16 protein-coding genes are annotated in these 16,560 nt (G+C 40.6%); 9 read left to right on the forward strand and 7 right to left on the reverse strand.

The features are described from left to right. Positions 1 to 196: 196 nt before the first annotated feature. A complete protein-coding gene (locus QF028_RS32180; protein ID WP_429471826.1) occupies positions 197 to 2,152 on the reverse strand; it encodes an SEC-C metal-binding domain-containing protein in 1,956 nt (651 codons plus the stop codon). Between the two features lie 393 nt (positions 2,153 to 2,545). On the opposite strand from QF028_RS32180, the gene prfB reads away from it, so the two are divergent. Then, positions 2,546 to 3,647, forward strand: a protein-coding gene (gene prfB, locus QF028_RS32185; RefSeq protein WP_168245711.1) for a peptide chain release factor 2 whose coding sequence is annotated in 2 segments (ribosomal slippage) — positions 2,546 to 2,617 and positions 2,619 to 3,647 — 1,101 coding nt in all. Because the reading frame shifts where the segments join, the coding sequence is not laid out codon by codon here. A 156-nt stretch (positions 3,648 to 3,803) separates the two neighbouring features. Here the strand turns inward: prfB and QF028_RS32190 are convergent. Continuing rightward, on the reverse strand, positions 3,804 to 4,223 hold the full coding sequence (locus tag QF028_RS32190; RefSeq protein ID WP_410882373.1) for a hypothetical protein: 420 nt from the start codon (positions 4,221 to 4,223) through the stop codon (positions 3,804 to 3,806). A gap of 454 nt (positions 4,224 to 4,677) precedes the next feature. On the opposite strand from QF028_RS32190, the gene QF028_RS32195 reads away from it, so the two are divergent. From QF028_RS32195 to QF028_RS32230, 8 genes are all read left to right on the forward strand, one after another. Next, the gene (locus QF028_RS32195; RefSeq protein ID WP_374103890.1) at positions 4,678 to 5,505 is read left to right on the forward strand and encodes a YitT family protein; all 828 of its coding nucleotides are present in this window, start codon (positions 4,678 to 4,680) and stop codon (positions 5,503 to 5,505) included. Between the two features lie 52 nt (positions 5,506 to 5,557). Continuing rightward, entirely contained in the window at positions 5,558 to 5,902 is a 345-nt protein-coding gene (cccB, locus tag QF028_RS32200) for a cytochrome c551 (protein ID WP_429471829.1), read from the forward strand. 257 nt (positions 5,903 to 6,159) lie between these two features. Beyond that, a complete protein-coding gene (gene ftsE / locus QF028_RS32205) occupies positions 6,160 to 6,846 on the forward strand; it encodes a cell division ATP-binding protein FtsE (RefSeq protein WP_429471832.1) in 687 nt (228 codons plus the stop codon). After that, on the forward strand, positions 6,836 to 7,729 hold the full coding sequence (gene ftsX / locus QF028_RS32210) for a permease-like cell division protein FtsX (protein ID WP_429471834.1): 894 nt from the start codon (positions 6,836 to 6,838) through the stop codon (positions 7,727 to 7,729). Before ftsE ends, ftsX begins: the two co-directional genes overlap by 11 nt. Before the next feature lie 198 nt (positions 7,730 to 7,927). After that, positions 7,928 to 9,214: a murein hydrolase activator EnvC family protein gene (locus QF028_RS32215; protein WP_429471837.1), complete on the forward strand. Its 1,287-nt coding sequence runs from the start codon at positions 7,928 to 7,930 to the stop codon at positions 9,212 to 9,214. A gap of 151 nt (positions 9,215 to 9,365) precedes the next feature. Beyond that, complete coding sequence (locus QF028_RS32220; protein WP_429471839.1) at positions 9,366 to 10,820, forward strand: S41 family peptidase; 1,455 nt, start codon at positions 9,366 to 9,368, stop codon at positions 10,818 to 10,820. A gap of 168 nt (positions 10,821 to 10,988) precedes the next feature. Then, positions 10,989 to 12,182: a PDZ domain-containing protein gene (locus tag QF028_RS32225; protein ID WP_429471841.1), complete on the forward strand. Its 1,194-nt coding sequence runs from the start codon at positions 10,989 to 10,991 to the stop codon at positions 12,180 to 12,182. A gap of 295 nt (positions 12,183 to 12,477) precedes the next feature. Continuing rightward, positions 12,478 to 13,074: an NADPH-dependent FMN reductase gene (locus QF028_RS32230; protein ID WP_215005685.1), complete on the forward strand. Its 597-nt coding sequence runs from the start codon at positions 12,478 to 12,480 to the stop codon at positions 13,072 to 13,074. Positions 13,075 to 13,168: 94 nt separating this feature from the next. Here the strand turns inward: QF028_RS32230 and QF028_RS32235 are convergent, their stop codons facing one another. The 5 genes from QF028_RS32235 to QF028_RS32255 all read right to left on the reverse strand — a co-directional run bounded on the left by QF028_RS32235 (position 13,169) and on the right by QF028_RS32255 (position 16,496). Further along, positions 13,169 to 13,513, reverse strand: coding sequence for a spore coat protein (locus QF028_RS32235; protein WP_256942474.1), 345 nt, complete (start codon positions 13,511 to 13,513; stop codon positions 13,169 to 13,171). Between the two features lie 24 nt (positions 13,514 to 13,537). Then, positions 13,538 to 13,825 (reverse strand): ferritin-like domain-containing protein, encoded by a 288-nt coding sequence (locus tag QF028_RS32240; RefSeq protein WP_429471844.1) that lies wholly within the window; start codon positions 13,823 to 13,825, stop codon positions 13,538 to 13,540. Positions 13,826 to 13,962: 137 nt separating this feature from the next. Then, entirely contained in the window at positions 13,963 to 15,021 is a 1,059-nt protein-coding gene (locus QF028_RS32245) for an ABC transporter permease (protein ID WP_429471847.1), read from the reverse strand. Continuing rightward, positions 15,018 to 15,743, reverse strand: coding sequence for an ABC transporter ATP-binding protein (locus tag QF028_RS32250; protein ID WP_410882391.1), 726 nt, complete (start codon positions 15,741 to 15,743; stop codon positions 15,018 to 15,020). The genes QF028_RS32245 and QF028_RS32250 overlap by 4 nt, the downstream gene beginning before the upstream one ends. 144 nt (positions 15,744 to 15,887) lie before the next feature. Then, on the reverse strand, positions 15,888 to 16,496 hold the full coding sequence (locus QF028_RS32255) for a TetR/AcrR family transcriptional regulator (RefSeq protein WP_429471849.1): 609 nt from the start codon (positions 16,494 to 16,496) through the stop codon (positions 15,888 to 15,890). Positions 16,497 to 16,560 lie beyond the last annotated feature (64 nt).

Below are 16,560 nucleotides of genomic sequence, written 5' to 3' on the forward strand. Positions count from 1 at the left end.
TCGGTCATGTTTATAAACTTTTTTGTTCTAAAACTCAATTCTCATCGATTTCCTTTCTTATGGCATTAATCTGTTCTAACTATATGCAATGGGGAAACTCCAAGAGGTTTTCCAACACATACAAAAAGCCCCTGGTAACTCCAACTAGGGTTGCCAGGGGCTTTAAATATAATGTGAGGGGGCTATTCGTCCAGACTTATTTACCTTTCAACCACTCCCCCAGCCCATCAATCTTCTTCCACAAATGCAAATGCATATCTGCATAAGCAATCGCTTCATTTTCATCACCAAACCCGTAATAGTCAGGTGGATAGGCGGGCAGGCGTTTTTTGCCTGTTAAATAGCTAATCACATACTTATTATCTTTTTTTGCTTCCTTCAGCAGTTTCGCGGCCTTCGCCGTAAAGCCTCTTTCTTGGATCTCAAGCAACAACTTATTGTATGAAGTTTGGGCTGACTCCTCTTCATATTGGTAGAGCAAGTCACTAGCTTTCTTAGTGTCTCCCGCATCTAGGTAGGCTACAAACAACGAGTAACGAACGCCTTGGTTATCCATTGGATTGAGTTCCAGCAATTCTTCATATTGGAGGATGGCCTCGTTTATTTTTCCGATCAGAGACAAGGCCTCTGCGTAATGTAGTTTCGCACGCATGAAGGGTCTTGTTTCAATTAACCCCCAGAAGTACCCTTTGTTCTCCTTGAAAAACGCTTTACCAAGTTCTCGTTCCCCCGCCTGGATGCCTTTTTCATAGAGCAAGATGGCTTCTTCGAGACTTTTTGTTTTTTCAGCAAGGATGACATAGGCATCCGAACAATTTGGATTTAGCTTTACTGCTTCTTCAGCCAGTTTATAACGCTGCTGGCCGTCCGATTGATAGGCATCGTAAATTAAATTTCTAGCCCGCTCTTCATCCTGCTTTGAAACTTTACGAACTGGGCTTTTAGTTTTTTTTGATGAAGTATCGACAAGTGTAAGTGTTTGAACAGATGAATCCCGCATCGCTTCTGTTTTCCTTGATTCTTCAGCTGCGGGCGCGCTTTTTCTTGGGAAATCAATAACAGGTGCCTTTTCAAATGGCGGCAGTAGGGGCGCTTCATCTAACCCATAAACCATTCCAATCAACTCGGCAATTTCTGGATGTAATACCGTTTCCAACTCCGTGAATATGGAGGAAACAGACCCAGTAGAAACACTATACAGCTTGGCGAGCTCCTTTTGAGTATACGTTTTTTCTAACGGTGCAATCGTTGACAGTAAATAATGGAGGGCGGCAACATACAGATTCGGATTTTGGATTCGCTTTTGCCTTTTCTGGCAAAAACTCAGCCAAAGAATAACCCCCGTATCGACTATGGATGCTGGTACATCAAGAGATTCCAGCTTTTGCTTAAAGATATTGGCGACTTCTTTATAGATTGGTGCCGGCCAATCCATTTCATCGATTTCCAAAAAATTGCCGACCACCGGAAGTTCGCTCAAGACCTCCAGGAAAAAGTCAGTCAAGTATTCCTGGGGTGAGTCGTAATCTGCTTCGATACTGCTAACCTCAATGTATGAAAAAGCATCTTCAGGTTTTAGGTCTGGTAAATCAAAGGGAGATGGAAAGAAGACATAATTTTGGTCATAGGGAACTAAGATTCCTACGAAGAAGGAACCTTCTTCAACCGTGATAGGTACATTCGCAATGATTGCTTCAAATTCTTCAGAGGTAAAGCCGTCCTCCACCGTTACTCTATTATTTTCAACAGCCAGGATTTTTCCAGCAATCGTTCGAGCTTCCGTCCATGTTTGTAAAATCTTTCTTAATTTAGGCCGTTTAATTTTCCCAATCTCAGCCGCAATAAACTTCTCGATAATGGTTTCCCCAACATCTAATCCTTCAAAAAGAGTAAACCAAATGGCATGAATCAACTCATAAAATTCTCGTTCCTGTTCATTATCGATTTCCATCATTTCTTCAAGGACTTCGAAATCCTCTTGTATTTCTGGCCCGAAGTGATAGTAAGCATAATGGAGGATATGCTTTTGCAGGACGTCGATTTCACTATCAATCATATCGGTAATCGATACGGCTTCATTAGCCCCGCAGCACTTTTTATACTTTTTCCCACTTCCGCATGGACAAGGACCATTCCGGTTTATTTTCTCCAACTCATTCCGCTCCTTTGATTACCCTATTTATTTATCCAGCGCACTAATTAATTGCATGATGTAGTATGTTCATTCATGTTAAAAGGTGAATTATGTATAAAATAGCTGAAATAAAGTGGATTTCATCCACTTTCCACTTAATTTAATAGTACCATTTTTGACAGGCAGAAATATAAAAATACTAATGAAATTTGATTGAAATGATATTTTAAGTCTTGGATGATCCAAATAAAGATTTGTCGATCATTCCTTAACAACAGGTTTGTGCTTTTTTAAGACCAAACTTTGAATTTTATACGGTTATCACGCTATAATGGTTAAGGAACTGACAATTGATTTTCGGTATAAAATACAATACAGGTCATATTTTTAATTTTTATAGAGGTGAAGAAAATGGAATTAGCAGAAATTCGTAATGAACTTGAAAGAACAGCTAAGAAATTAGCGGACTTTAGGGGGTCTCTTTGACCTTGAAAATAAGGAAGCGAGAATTGCTGAGCTAGATGATGAGATGCTGCATCCTGACTTTTGGAATGATCAGCAAGCAGCTCAGACCGTCATTAGTGAAGCAAACGGATTGAAGGACCAGGTCCATGAATTTTACAAGCTTAATGAGAGCTTTGAAAATTTGGAATTAACTTATGAGCTTGTTAAAGAAGAAAATGATGAAGAATTGCGGACCGAGTTGGAAGATGAGCTCGGGCAGCTTACAGGGCGCTTGAGTCAATTTGAACTGCAGCTTCTCTTGAGTGAGGAGTATGATAAAAATAATGCGATTTTGGAGCTTCACCCAGGTGCAGGCGGAACAGAATCACAGGACTGGGGTTCGATGCTGCTCAGGATGTATACCCGTTGGGCTGAGAAAAAGGGCTTTAAGGTCGAGACACTCGATTACTTGCCTGGGGATGAAGCTGGGATTAAGAGTGTTACGCTTGCGATCAAAGGTCATAATGCTTATGGCTACCTGAAGGCGGAAAAAGGGGTTCACCGTCTGGTAAGGATTTCCCCATTTGATTCCTCAGGCCGTCGCCATACTTCGTTCGTCTCCTGTGAAGTGATGCCTGAGTTAAATGATGACATTCAAATCGAAGTTCGGACAGAAGATTTAAAAATTGATACGTATCGTGCGACTGGAGCGGGTGGACAGCATATCAACACCACGGATTCCGCCGTCCGGATTACCCACCTGCCAACGAATGTTGTCGTCACTTGCCAATCAGAGCGCTCACAGATTAAAAACCGTGATGCGGCAATGAAAATGCTGAAATCTAAGTTATATCAATTGGAAATTGAGCGTCAAGAACAAGAGCTTCTGGAAATTCGTGGCGAACAGAAGGAGATCGGCTGGGGAAGTCAAATCCGTTCTTACGTCTTCCATCCGTATTCGATGGTGAAAGACCACCGGACCAGTGCCGAGAGCGGAAATGTTCAAGCTGTGATGGACGGGGACTTGGATCAGTTTATTGATGCGTATCTAAGGTCGAGGATTTCGTAAAACGGGAATTTTTAAACAAGGATTTGAAATAAATGTATCAAGCCTTTGCTGACCCATTCGGCAAAGGCTTATTTTTTTGGATGTATTTGCCGATCATGGTGAAGGTTGTGTGATCGTTACTTTGTGGTTTAAGTGGATTTACCTAAAATTTTGAATTTACACTTCTGCAGAAAGCATTTCAAACATTTTATCATGATGTTCCAATTTGTTATCGATGTGTCTGAAATAACTCCTAAATTCCGTGGCATTATTTTTAACCGTATCCTCGAGTGAGTGAATACTTGCTTCTACTTTATCTAACCGTTGTTTCACACCAATGAATTCATTATCCATCGAATCAAACCGCTGATCCATAGCATTAAACCGCTGATCCATAGCATCAAACCGATCATCCATAGCATCAAGTCTAAGTTCAATATTATCAAACCGGTCATCCATAGCATCAAGTCTAAGTTCAATTTTATCAAACCGGTCATCCATGGCATCAAATCGCTTATCAATTGCGGTAAAGCGTTGATCAATTTTATCAAACTGTTGATTCATTTGTTCCATCATTTGTCGTAACAACTGCTCCATATGGTACACCTCCATTTCAACATATTATAACATTTATTGATAATGTTTTAGCAAAACAAATGACAGCGTATTGAATCATAAATTCCTTATCAAAACCCCATTATTGGCAAATGATAATAAAAATTTTAACCCTTTAACACGTCAACTTAATGCCATTTACACCAAAATTTACCCGTGCTATACTCACTCTCGGTTAGGCTATGTAAAACTTGTCTGTTGATTTGCGCTCCAGGCGCTTCGCTTTCCGCGGGCGGTTTGGGGAGCCTCCTCGGCGCTTAAGCGCCGAGGGGTCTCCCAAGCACCGTAATCCCGCAGGAGTCTCGCGCCTTCCGCTCCAATCAACAGTGGTACAAAATTAACAATGACCATTAACATAGCCTTCGGTTAAAGAATGAATTTTGAGGAGAATAGATTTATGAATATTTTAAGTAATCTTACACTGACCTATCCAAAAATGAGAATTGCGATAGATTATCTATTTGTTCTGATTGGGGCGGCGATTATTGGTCTTACATTTAACGTTTTCCTACTCCCGAACCAAGTGGCTTCTGGTGGAGTTAGCGGCATCAGTACGATTCTAAAAACGGTGCTGGGGTGGGAACCAGCCTATGTACAGTGGGCATTTAATATACCCTTGTTCATTGCTGGTATCGTGTTTTTAGGGAAGCAATTTGGCGTCAAAACGCTAGTGGGAACGATTTTTTTACCGTTCATTGTTTTTTTTACCAAAAATTTAGAGCCATGGACCAATGATGCTCTACTCGGGGCTTTGTTTGGGGGAATAGGCGTAGGGCTCGGTCTGGGCATTGTTTTTAGGGGGAAGGCATCCACCGGCGGGACCGACCTCGCCGCGCAGATTATTAATAAATATACAGGTTTTACACTGGGGCGTTGTGTGGTCCTAATCGATGGATTAATCGTGCTCACTGCTGCCATCGTGTTTGATATCGAGAAGGGATTGTATGCATTGATAGCCCTTTATGTGACTAGCAAAACGATTGACCTTGTTCAGGTTGGCTTTGGAAGATCAAAAATGGCGATGATCATTACAAGTAAACAAGAAGAAGTTCGTGCAGGAATTTTGAATAAAATTGACCGTGGTGTGACAAAACTATCAGCATATGGTGGTTTTACGGACCATGAAAGGCCAGTTCTGATGTGTGTTGTGGACCAAACGGAGTTCACAAAATTGAAACAATTGGTCAAAGCCCTTGATCCATCTGCGTTTGTAGTCGTTATGGATGCCGCAGAAGTGTTGGGAGAGGGTTTCAAACGGGAATAGGATTGGTATAATAGTGCATTGATGGTAATATTTTCAGGAGGGGATCCAGGTAATGAAGAAGAAGCTACTTACATTGTTAATGGGAACAGCATTAGTTATGGGACTTGCAGCCTGCGGAGGCGGCAATGACGACAAGGGAACGGACAATGGAACGGACAATGGAACGGACACTGTTACCAGTGATGCTGGAGCAAAGATTTTCGACCAAAAATGTTCTGGCTGTCATGGCGGTGATCTTACGGGTGGTATGGGACCAAACTTAACAAAGGTTGGCTCAAAGTACTCTAAGGACGACATTTTAGGTATTATAAAAAATGGTAAAGGTCAAATGCCGGCAAACGTTGTTAGCGGCGATGACGCGAATCAAGTTGCTGAATGGCTAGCAGCTAAAAAATAAAAGTTACAAAAACGTTCTATTTGAAAAGATAGAGCGTTTTTTTTTTTTTTTTGCCTAAAACGCAAACTTTGTCGGGTTTTGTAATTCTTTGAAAAGAAACTGTAATATTTTTGCCGCTTTTTTTAGCAATTTATGATGTTATAATAGGAATATGCGAAATTATGCACATATTTTTTTTTATCCTAGTCCATTTTGCAAATAAATAAAGATTATTGTCGAATCGCCATTCGAGAAGTCTTTAAATAAAGGTGATAAAAATGATAGAACTACAAGATGTATATAAAAAGTACCCGAATGGGGTTTCTGCCATAAATGGAATAGACGTCCGGATAAACCAGGGCGAATTTGTCTATGTCGTTGGACCAAGTGGTGCTGGAAAATCGACATTCATTAAAATGATGTATCGTGAGGAAGTTCCGACTTCAGGGACCATCACAATGAATGGTGTCAACCTCGCAAAATTAAAGATGAAAAAGGTACCCATTTTCCGCCGGAATCTTGGCGTTGTCTTTCAGGATTTCAAGCTGTTACCACGGTTAACAGTCTATGAAAATGTAGCTTTTGCCTTAGAGGTTATTGAAGCGCAGCCGAAAGTCATTAAAAAAAGAGTGATGGAAGTTCTCGATCTTGTAAATTTAAAGCATAAGATAAAAATGCTGCCAACAGAGCTTTCTGGTGGTGAGCAACAGCGTGTTTCTATTGCCCGCTCGATTGTCAATTCACCGAAAGTGGTCATTGCGGATGAGCCTACTGGAAACCTTGACCCGGAAACATCATGGGAAATTATGAAGATTTTTGAAGAAATTAATGCACGAGGAACCACTATTGTTATGGCAACACATAACCGGGAGATTGTTAATACATTGCAGCAACGTGTTATTGCCATTGAAGGCGGAAAAATAGTACGTGATGATGAAAGAGGTGAATACGGTTATGAAAATTAGAACAATTGGCCGTCACGCTCGAGATAGTTTTAAAAATATTAGCAGAAATGGCTGGATGACTTTTGCATCCGTTAGTGCTGTTACCGTTACCTTGATTTTAGTTGGAGTCTTTTTCGTTATTATGATGAATCTTAACAGAGTAGCACAAACCATTGAAGATGATGTGCAAATTCGCGTTCACATCGATGTTGCTGCAACCCCAAAAGATCAGCAAACCTTAAAAACTGAGATTGAAAGAATGCCTGAAGTAAAAAGTGTGACTTTCTCTTCTAAAAAGAACGAACTAGATAATTTAGTTAGCAGTCTTGGTGAGGAAGGAAAATCCTTTAAACTTTTTGAACAAGATAATCCTTTAAACGATGTATTTATCGTAAAAACGAAAAAACCAACAGATACGATGGAAGTTGCGAATCAAATCAAACAATCCAATTATGTTGCCAAGGTAAAGTATGGCCAGGGCAAGGTAGAAAAATTATTTAAGTTTATTAAAGCGAGCCGCAACGTCGGAGTTGTTTTAATTATCGGCTTATTCTTTACTGCCATTTTCTTAATCTCTAATACGATTAAAATTACGATTATTGCAAGACGTAGAGAAATTAAGATTATGAGATTAGTAGGAGCAACGAATTCCTTTATTCGCTGGCCGTTCTTTTTGGAAGGATTGTGGCTCGGTTTTCTTGGGTCCATTTTGCCCATTATCCTGATTGCGATTGCCTATTATCGTGCCTATGATTACATTGGCCCTAAGCTAGAGGGGACTTTTATCAAAATCTTGCCGTTTGATCCGTTTGTCTATCAGGTTTCTGGCATTTTGATTTTAATGGGCGCATTAATCGGCGTTTGGGGCAGTTTGATGTCCGTAAGAAAATTCTTAAAGGTTTAACTAGATAAGCGAGAGCAGTGCATTTGATTAGATCAGGAAGGGCAGTCTTCATGTCCTTCCTGATTTATTATGAACGATCAGATTACTAGAATAAAAGCATGAGAACCATCAAAAGTTTCGTACACAACAACATTCGTTCACACAAAGATAAAGAACGATTTAACCTGTACATAGAGAGAATGGGAGGAAAAATCGGAAATGAAGAAATCAGTAATTACTATTGCCGTTGCAACGACGGTTGGGCTGGGAACAATTTTTGGCGGAGTAACAGTTAAAACAGAGGCCGAATCGATTTCCGGATTGAAAGGTGAACAAACTAAAATTCAGGACCAACGTTCCAATATAAAAGCTGATATAAATTCAGCAAATGATAAGATTAACACATTACAAAGGCAGCAGGCAGATGTTAAGAGTGAAAAGAAACGCCTTGACTTTGCGATTGATGATACAACTGACAAAATAAATGATAAAACTGAGAAGGTCAAAAGTACGAAAGCCGAAGTGGCTAAGCTCCAGGCTGAAACAAAAGTCATCAAGGAGCGAATTCAAAAGCGTAATGTACTTTTGAAGGAACGGGCGCGCAGCTACCAAGAGAATGGTGGAATGGTTAGTTATTTGGATGTGTTAATGGGATCCACCAGCTTTAATGATTTCATTGACCGTGCCAACGCAGTGGCAACCATCGTGCAAGCGGACCAGGAAATTTTAGAACAGCATGAGGCCGACAAAAAGGAACTTCTCGAGAAACAAACGCGAGTAGAAACGAACCTTGCTAGCCTTCAGAAAATGCTTGTAGACTTAAAAAATATGAACCAGCAATTAAGTGCACAAAAGAAAGAAAAAGAAAAACTATTAGCTAGCCTGAAAGATCAGGAAGAAGAAGCACATGAAGGTATGCTGGATATGCAGGAGAGAGAGCAAATCCTTGCGGCTCAAGAGGCAGCCATTAAAAGGTCAATCCAAAATGAGCGAGAGCGTCAGGCAAGGGAAGCGGCTCAAGCTAAAAGTAATCAATCTAAAAGTGGAAGCAGCGGGACCTCTTCTACTTCAAGTGGAAGCAGTGCATCATCTTCTGCACCAAAGGTGTCAAGTGGTAGTTTCACAAGACCAGCACCTGGGGTCATTACTTCGACCTTTGGAGCCCGTGGTGGATCATTCCACTATGGTTTTGACATCGCAAAACCGGGCGATAATGTACCAATAGTCGCTGCTGCAGATGGGGAAGTATATGTTTCGCATTACTCATCAAGTTATGGAAACGTAGTGTATATTTTGCATAACATCAATGGTCAAACGTATACCACCGTTTACGCACATATGAGAAGAAGTTTGGTGGGAGCAGGTGCAACCGTGAAAAAAGGACAACAAATCGGTGTTATGGGTAATACGGGTGATTCCAGAGGTCAGCACTTACACTTTGAACTATACAAAGGGCGTTGGCAATATCATGCGGCAATCAATCCATCGGGTATTGTACCGCTATAATAATGGAATGGGAGAAGTTCTTACTTCTTCCATTTTTTTATTCAATCATAACTCGTCCACTCCTAACATATAAGTTAATAATCGGGCAGGAATTTGGAGCCTTATTATAAAAATAGATAGGACACGCATTTTTAACTCGAGGAGGATTGGGATGAATCGTAGATGGATTGCCCTGTTGATGACGGGTTCGCTTCTGACAGGAGCGGGGGGCACATATGCAGGAATGCAGTTATTAGATGATAAAATCGGAAACAAGAAGCTTGAGTTAGTGCAATCACCAAAAGATAATCAAATAATTTCCGAAGAAAATACAGCTGATCTTGAAAAAGTAGAGCAGGCCTATGACCTTATTTTAAGCAGGTATGTTGAAAAAGTGGATCAGGATAAATTAGTAGAGGGTGCGATCCAAGGGATGCTTTCAGTCTTAAAGGATCCGTATTCCGTCTATATGGACAAGGAAACAGCCAAACAATTCACACAAACTTTGGAATCCTCATTCGAAGGGATTGGAGCCGAAGTTGGAATGGTCGATGGGAAAATTGTGATTGTCTCACCATTCAAAAATTCCCCCGCTGAAAAAGCAGGCATCAAGCCGAATGATCAAATATTAAAGGTGAATGGAAAAAGTGTGGAAGGACTTGACTTGAATAAAGCAACGCTAAAAATCCGCGGCAAAAAAGGCACAACGGTTCAATTAATGATTGCGAGAAAAGGGTTAAAAGATCCACTTGCCATTGATGTCACACGTGATGAAATTCCACTTGAGACCGTACATGCTTCCATTAAGAAGCAGGATGGCAAAAAGGTTGGCTATATTGAATTAACCTCCTTCTCTGAAGATACGGCCGCTGATTTTGAAAAGGAATTATCGTCCCTCGAAAACAATGATATTAAAGGGTTAATTATTGATGTACGTGGAAACCCTGGCGGCCTTCTGGATAGTGTCGGTGAGATTTTAAAAGAATTTGTACCAAAGGATAAGCCGTATGTCCAAATCCAACAGCGAAACGGTAAGAAAAAACGTTACTTCTCGACGCTATCGAAGAAAAAGGATTATCCAGTGCTTGTCCTTGTCAACAAAGGCAGTGCCTCCGCATCGGAAATTCTCGCAGGTTCACTGCAAGAGGCGGCAGGTTACCAGCTCATCGGAGAAACAACGTTTGGAAAAGGCACGGTTCAACAAGCTGTCCCAATGGGGGATGGCAGCAATATCAAGTTAACGTTATTTAAATGGCTGACCCCAGATGGAAATTGGATCCACAAAAAGGGAATCCAACCAGATGTGGCCGTTAAGCAACCGGCCATATTCGCCACCCATCCCATTCAAGTGGAAGAGACACTGGAAGAGGATATGAACAATGAGCAGGTTAAGAATGCTCAAGAAGTGTTGGCTGGTTTAGGATTTGCCCCAGGTCGGACGGATGGATACTTCAGCAAGGAAACGACCATGGCCGTAAAAGGCTTCCAACTTCATGTTAACATGAATCCGACAGGAAAAATCGGCCCCAAAACAGCTGCCAAACTGGAAGAAGCTGCGATTGCTGAAATGAAAAAAGAAAAAAACGATCTCCAGCTGCAAACGGCATTGAGATTAATTACCAAATAGTAAACAGGGGCATTAGCCTCTGTTTTTCATTTTGGGTAGTAACTGTTACAACATTTTTGCCATTTTCTAAAAACTAGCAATATGTTTTATGGTTCTAATTTGGTAAAATAATCTTTAAGAGATTTTTTATGATAAATTACTAGAATTAATAGAGGCAGGTGGCAGGAAATGGTGGAAACATGGCTTGTGGAACTTCTAAAAGGGACAGGCAAGTTATTTCTTCATCCTGTTTTATACTATCTTGTTTTCCTAACAGGGATTTTAGGAGTTACAAGAGTGAAGCGTGAGCGAAAAAACTTTCATATTCGGGCACATGATGCCTATTTTGAACTCCGCCAGTTATTTCCGCAGGGAGTTCTGATCGGACTGGTTCTTTCTATTATTGTTGTTGCTGCAGGCATCGCCGTTCCATTTGCAACAATTCTACTGATTGCTGTCTTTACGTTTTTGTGGTCACTGACAACAAATGTTCGATGGATATCACCTGCATATACAATTGGGGCTGCCTTTTTCGCGATTATATTGATTGCTGAGAATAGTTGGTCGATCCCGCTCTTTACGAAGTCGTTTCAAGCACTGGGTGACAAGGTTTATCCTTCTGTTGTCGTTGTGCTAGGAATGATGTTAATTGCAGAAGGAATCCTAATTTTTAAAAATGGCGGAAAGGGGACCTCACCTAAACTTGCCAAAAGCAAACGCGGTCAAAACGTAGGGTTGCATGAAGGAAAGCGCCTCTGGATGCTTCCGTTGTTCTTACTTATACCAGGTAATGCACTGCAACTTCCATTCGATTGGTGGCCAGTCTTTCATCTGGGATCACAAGAGTACTCACTAATTCTGGTGCCATTTGCAATTGGCTTTCACCAGAAAGTCAAAGGGATGCTGCCCAAAGTTGCCATTGAGCTTCATGGACGCCGAGTAATCGCCCTTGGGGTTTTCGTTACATTACTTTCTGTCGCAGGCTATTGGTTGCCGCTCAGTTCGATCGTGGTAGCGGCTCTGGCTGTCCTTGGCCGTGAATTGATTACATTAATGACAATGATGAAGGATGATAATCTCCCGTTTTATTTTTCAAAAAAAAATCAAGGCCTGATGATTATTGGAGTCATCCCTGAGTCCCCTGCAAGTAAAATGGGTCTGCAGGTTGGTGAAATCATCTCAAAAGCAAATGGACTGTTGGTTCGTGATGAAAAGGTGTTCTACGAAGCCCTGCAAAAAAATCGTGCGCACTGCAAGCTAGAGGTCCTTGATACCAATGGAGAGATCCGCTTCCTCCAACGTGCCCTTTACGAAGGTGACCACCACGAACTGGGCATCCTCTTTGTTCAGGATAAGCGCAAGTATGATGAGAAAATAGGATAACGATGGTGCCTGACACCATATTCAAAAAACCACTTAGCCAAAAATTGCTAAGTGTTTTTTTATGTTCTTTATTGGGTAATCTAATTGTGTAAAAAACAAATAAGATTATTTCGTTGACAAGATGCATTTTATATTATAAAATTACTTTGAATTAGAGATATATTAATTGATAATATTCCAATTCAAGATTACACTGTAATATTGAGTAGGATTATGTCCTGCCAAAAAGTGTTTTGTTTATTCATGAACACTACGTAACTCTTTAGATAAAAAATTTTTATAGGTGGTGTTGAGGTTGGGTTTTTTAGGTAGACTATTTGGTGATTCAACAACAAAGGAGGAAAAAACAATGACAAAATTAAACATTGGTATTATTTTAGGTAGCACACGTCAAGGACGAGTAAGCCCACAAGTAGGGGAATGGGTGAAAGGGATTGCCGACAAACGCGGCGATGCAAACTATGAAATCGTTGATATCGCGGACTTCAATTTACCATTCTTAGGTACAACTGACGGTTCAGAACCTGGTATCGCTGAATGGAATGGAAAACTTGCTAACTTAGATGGCTTTGTATTCATTGTTCAAGAATATAACCACAGCATCACTGGTGCATTAAAAAATGCGCTTGATTTTGCACGTGAAGCATGGAATGACAAAGCTGCTGGAATCGTAAGCTATGGTTCAACAGGTGGAGCTCGTGCGGCTGAACATTTACGTGGAATTCTAGGCGAATTGAAAGTGGCGGATGTTCGTACACACCCAACCTTGTCGTTATTTACAGACTTTGAAAACGGCAGTGTATTCAAGCCAGCTGAATTACACCTTACAAATGTAAATGCTATGCTTGACGAAGTGAATAGTTGGAGTGGAGCATTAAAAACAATTCGATAATAACAAGGAGGGGGGATGATGACTCATCCCCCTTTGTTGTATTTTGAAAACAGTTGAATAGAGATGAACCTTGCATCAAGGATGCCAGGTTGCGTTAATAAGGAAATTGGGTTGAATAATTGCTAAATTGTTGATAAGCCTGGTCAAGCTTTTGCTGGTCTTCGGCTTCAAGTTTGTACCAGCCATTTTGGAACATCAGGGTATACAACTCGCGGCAGCTTTGGTGCGTCTCGTTTAAAATTTGTAAGATATCAGCATGAAGTTGTTCATGACTTGCTTCACGAACGGCAATGTTCAAGCTATCCGTTAAATATTTACAAGTACTGAGCCCATCATTCAAGTAGTCACGGTCATTCATATTAGGCCCTTTAACTTTTGGCAATTGTCCGGTTTGCGGATTAGCGATTTGATTATTGTTTTGCGCTTGTTGGTTTTGCACGGTTGTACCTCCTTATGATGGTGTTTAGTTGACTTGTGAAGGACTTGGTATATTCGCCATTGCTTGATTATTGTTCACTTGCAGGTGAGGGAGCAATCGATTAAAATGATCCTGGTGCATCCTCCCAGCCTTATCAAGCGCCTGCTTGAAGGTTGGATTTTCAGCGTTTTGTGCTAGGGAATGGAACTTTTTAAACGCCAGAAGCTCCCACGATAACGCATCTTTTAAATACATTAAGTCTTTCGTTGTAATCGCGCGCGGCGGATTCGGAATAGGTATTTGTGTCTGTGTTTGTGTTTGTGTTTGATCCATGATTGTCTCCTTTAATTAGATTTATACTTCATTGTATAGAATGAACAAACGGCTCATCCGTTATTCTGAAACCTTCTAGGGAGACACTTTTTTACATAAAAAAACCAAAGGATGTCCTTCCTTTGGCTGTCACCTGATTATAAGGATCGATATTTTTTCAATGAAAAGATATTCAAAACAATGAAAATAGCGGCGAAGATCACTAAGGCAAGAAGGTCCCCGCTTATATCACTCAAACTAAACCCTTTATACATCACATCTTTTAATGCGTCACCTGCGTAGTACATTGGCATTACCTTCGCAACTGCCTGTAACCAATCGGCCATCCCTTCAAGCGGGAAAATTCCTGCAAAAAATATTTGTGGTATGACTGCAATCGGGATAAATTGAATCATTTGGAATTCTGAGGCTGCGAAGGTCGATAACAGGATTCCAAGCGAGAGTGCCACCAAAGCCAAGACTAAATTAATGAGGAGTACATTCCATATCGACCCGACAAGGACGATATCTAATACATTGATAGCATAGAAAACAACGATCATTGTTTGAATCACTGCGAATATTCCATAGCCAACCAAATAGGCGGTAACGATCTCACATCTCCGAATTGGAGTAGACATCAGCCGTTCCAATGTGCCCGTTGTCCGCTCGCGTAATAATCCGATTCCTGAAATAATAAAGACGAAAAAGAAGACAAAGAAACCAACTAAGATCGGACTTAACACATCAAAAAAGACGGTGTCTGAGTCACCATAAACGTAGTTTATATCGATACTTTTCGGTGTCATCGCAGGCGCTTTTCCGGAGCTTTGCATCATAATCTGTGCTTGGAACTGTGCCGAGATTACTTGATTTACCTTCATTTGCAGCGCTTTTGCTTTTGTAGGATCGTCATTCAGAAGTATCAGCTTTATTTTTCCATTTTCCTGCTGCAGCAGTCCGTCAAGGTCGTCATTTAGAATGGTATGGTTTGTTACTGACTTGTATACTTTAAGGTTAATGTCTGCCTTTTTAAAGGCGGTTGTTAACCCACTATTAACGCCGGTGACACCTAATTTTGGATCGACGGTGTTGCCATTGAATAAAAAGTACATCAAGGTCAGAATTAGTAGTGGTGCCACAAATAGCAAGGCTAAGGTGCGTTTGTCCCGAAACATCTGCTGACAAATTCTTTTAATTAGCGCAAGTACTCTCATGATTGTTTCACCCCTGCCTTCAAGAATACCTCATCAAAATCGTCTGTCCCGTAGAACACCTTTAATTCTGCTGGCGTTCCACTCGTTAAAATGCGGCCGTCGCGCACCATAGCAACATAATCGCATTTCACCGCTTCATCCATAACATGAGTGGTGACAATGATTGTTTTTTGCTCTTCATTTTTCAATCGTAAAAATTCTTTCCAAATCGATAACTTTAATTCGGGATCAATGCCGACAGTTGGTTCATCTAAGATTAATATTTTAGGGTCCTGAATTAAGGCAATCGCTAGGGATAAGCGCCGTTTCATCCCCCCAGAATAAGCAGCTACCCGTTTCTTTAAGTCGTCTGTCAGGTTTACTAAGTTGGAAACATAAGTGATTCGCTTTTTCTGTGCTTCTTTATTTAACCCGAATAGCGAAGCGAAAAACTTCAGATTTTCTTCACCTGTTAATTCGCCATACAAGGCGTCCGCTTGGGCCATATAACCAATTTCCTGAAGTAAAGCAAGATTTGGCATTTTCTTATCTAATACATGAATCGATCCGGTATCCGCCTTATCCATGCCAACAATCATTTTGACAAGGGTGGTTTTCCCGGCCCCTGAAGGTCCAATCAACCCAAATAATTGCCCTTTCTCGATCTTTAAGTTGACGTCATTTAAAACGGTTTTTTTTCCAAAGCTTTTGCTGACTTCTTCTACTTTTATGGTTGAATCCATCAATCATTCCCCCTAGGATTGTTGACGCGGTTATGATTTTATTTTACAACTCAGTGAAAGATAAGCAATAAACAAAAAACAACAATGTGTTGATTATGGTCCACTAGTTAACAAATTTTTCATTTACTTTTGAAAAAAGGTAGCCTAATTTTTTATCAACCCGGTAACATGCCTTGGGCCTAATAATGTGATCCGCGATAAGATCATCGCCATTTCCCGCGGTGATTTTTCCATCCCGTTTTCTAGCCAGTGTTGAATCACACCAAGGTGGGCAGAGCTGACATAGGAAAATAGATATTCTACGGGGACAAGCATTTCTTCCCCTTTTATCTTTGACATAATATGTTGGAAAAAGGTCTTCTTAATGATATCTCGCAATTTTCCTTGGAAGGATGCGTCACCTTTGGGACCCAAAATCACTTTCATAAAACTTGAATTCTCATGGAAAAACTCAAATAGGTTAATGATGAAGGGAAATGGATCATTTTCACTATTAAAATTCAAGAAATCATTTGGATTTATCTCTTGGGTCATTTTTTCAATTTCATTTAATATCTGAGCCTCACTCTGCTCCAACAAATCATATTTATCACGATAGTGGAGATAGAAGGTACCCCGATTAATATCCGCTTTTTTCGTTAAATCACGAACCGTAATTCCTTCAAAGCCTTTTTCCTCCATTAGCTCTGTTAGAGCATCACGAATTAATCGCTTTGTCCGTACAATCCGCCTATCTGTTGATTTTTCCGACATGTCAAATCCCTCCTTGAAAATTGTTAATTGCCATACCTGTCCAACAAATTATAATATACATCGT

Source organism: Neobacillus sp. B4I6, from assembly GCF_050434045.1.
Lineage (GTDB): Bacteria > Bacillota > Bacilli > Bacillales > Cytobacillaceae > Neobacillus.

Excerpts from the sequence above, each read along its gene's own strand:
- QF028_RS32250 (WP_410882391.1), bottom strand. The coding sequence starts at position 15,743 with ATGGATTCAACCATAAAAGTAGAAGAAGTCAGCAAAAGCTTTGGAAAA.
- QF028_RS32190 (WP_410882373.1), bottom strand. The coding sequence starts at position 4,223 with ATGGAGCAGTTGTTACGACAAATGATGGAACAAATGAATCAACAGTTT.
- QF028_RS32255 (WP_429471849.1), bottom strand. The coding sequence starts at position 16,496 with ATGTCGGAAAAATCAACAGATAGGCGGATTGTACGGACAAAGCGATTA.
- QF028_RS32245 (WP_429471847.1), bottom strand. The coding sequence starts at position 15,021 with ATGAGAGTACTTGCGCTAATTAAAAGAATTTGTCAGCAGATGTTTCGG.
- ftsE (WP_429471832.1), top strand. The coding sequence starts at position 6,160 with ATGATAGAACTACAAGATGTATATAAAAAGTACCCGAATGGGGTTTCT.
- QF028_RS32195 (WP_374103890.1), top strand. The coding sequence starts at position 4,678 with ATGAGAATTGCGATAGATTATCTATTTGTTCTGATTGGGGCGGCGATT.
- QF028_RS32215 (WP_429471837.1), top strand. The coding sequence starts at position 7,928 with ATGAAGAAATCAGTAATTACTATTGCCGTTGCAACGACGGTTGGGCTG.
- QF028_RS32220 (WP_429471839.1), top strand. The coding sequence starts at position 9,366 with ATGAATCGTAGATGGATTGCCCTGTTGATGACGGGTTCGCTTCTGACA.
- ftsX (WP_429471834.1), top strand. The coding sequence starts at position 6,836 with ATGAAAATTAGAACAATTGGCCGTCACGCTCGAGATAGTTTTAAAAAT.
- QF028_RS32240 (WP_429471844.1), bottom strand. The coding sequence starts at position 13,825 with ATGGATCAAACACAAACACAAACACAGACACAAATACCTATTCCGAAT.
- cccB (WP_429471829.1), top strand. The coding sequence starts at position 5,558 with ATGAAGAAGAAGCTACTTACATTGTTAATGGGAACAGCATTAGTTATG.
- QF028_RS32225 (WP_429471841.1), top strand. The coding sequence starts at position 10,989 with ATGGTGGAAACATGGCTTGTGGAACTTCTAAAAGGGACAGGCAAGTTA.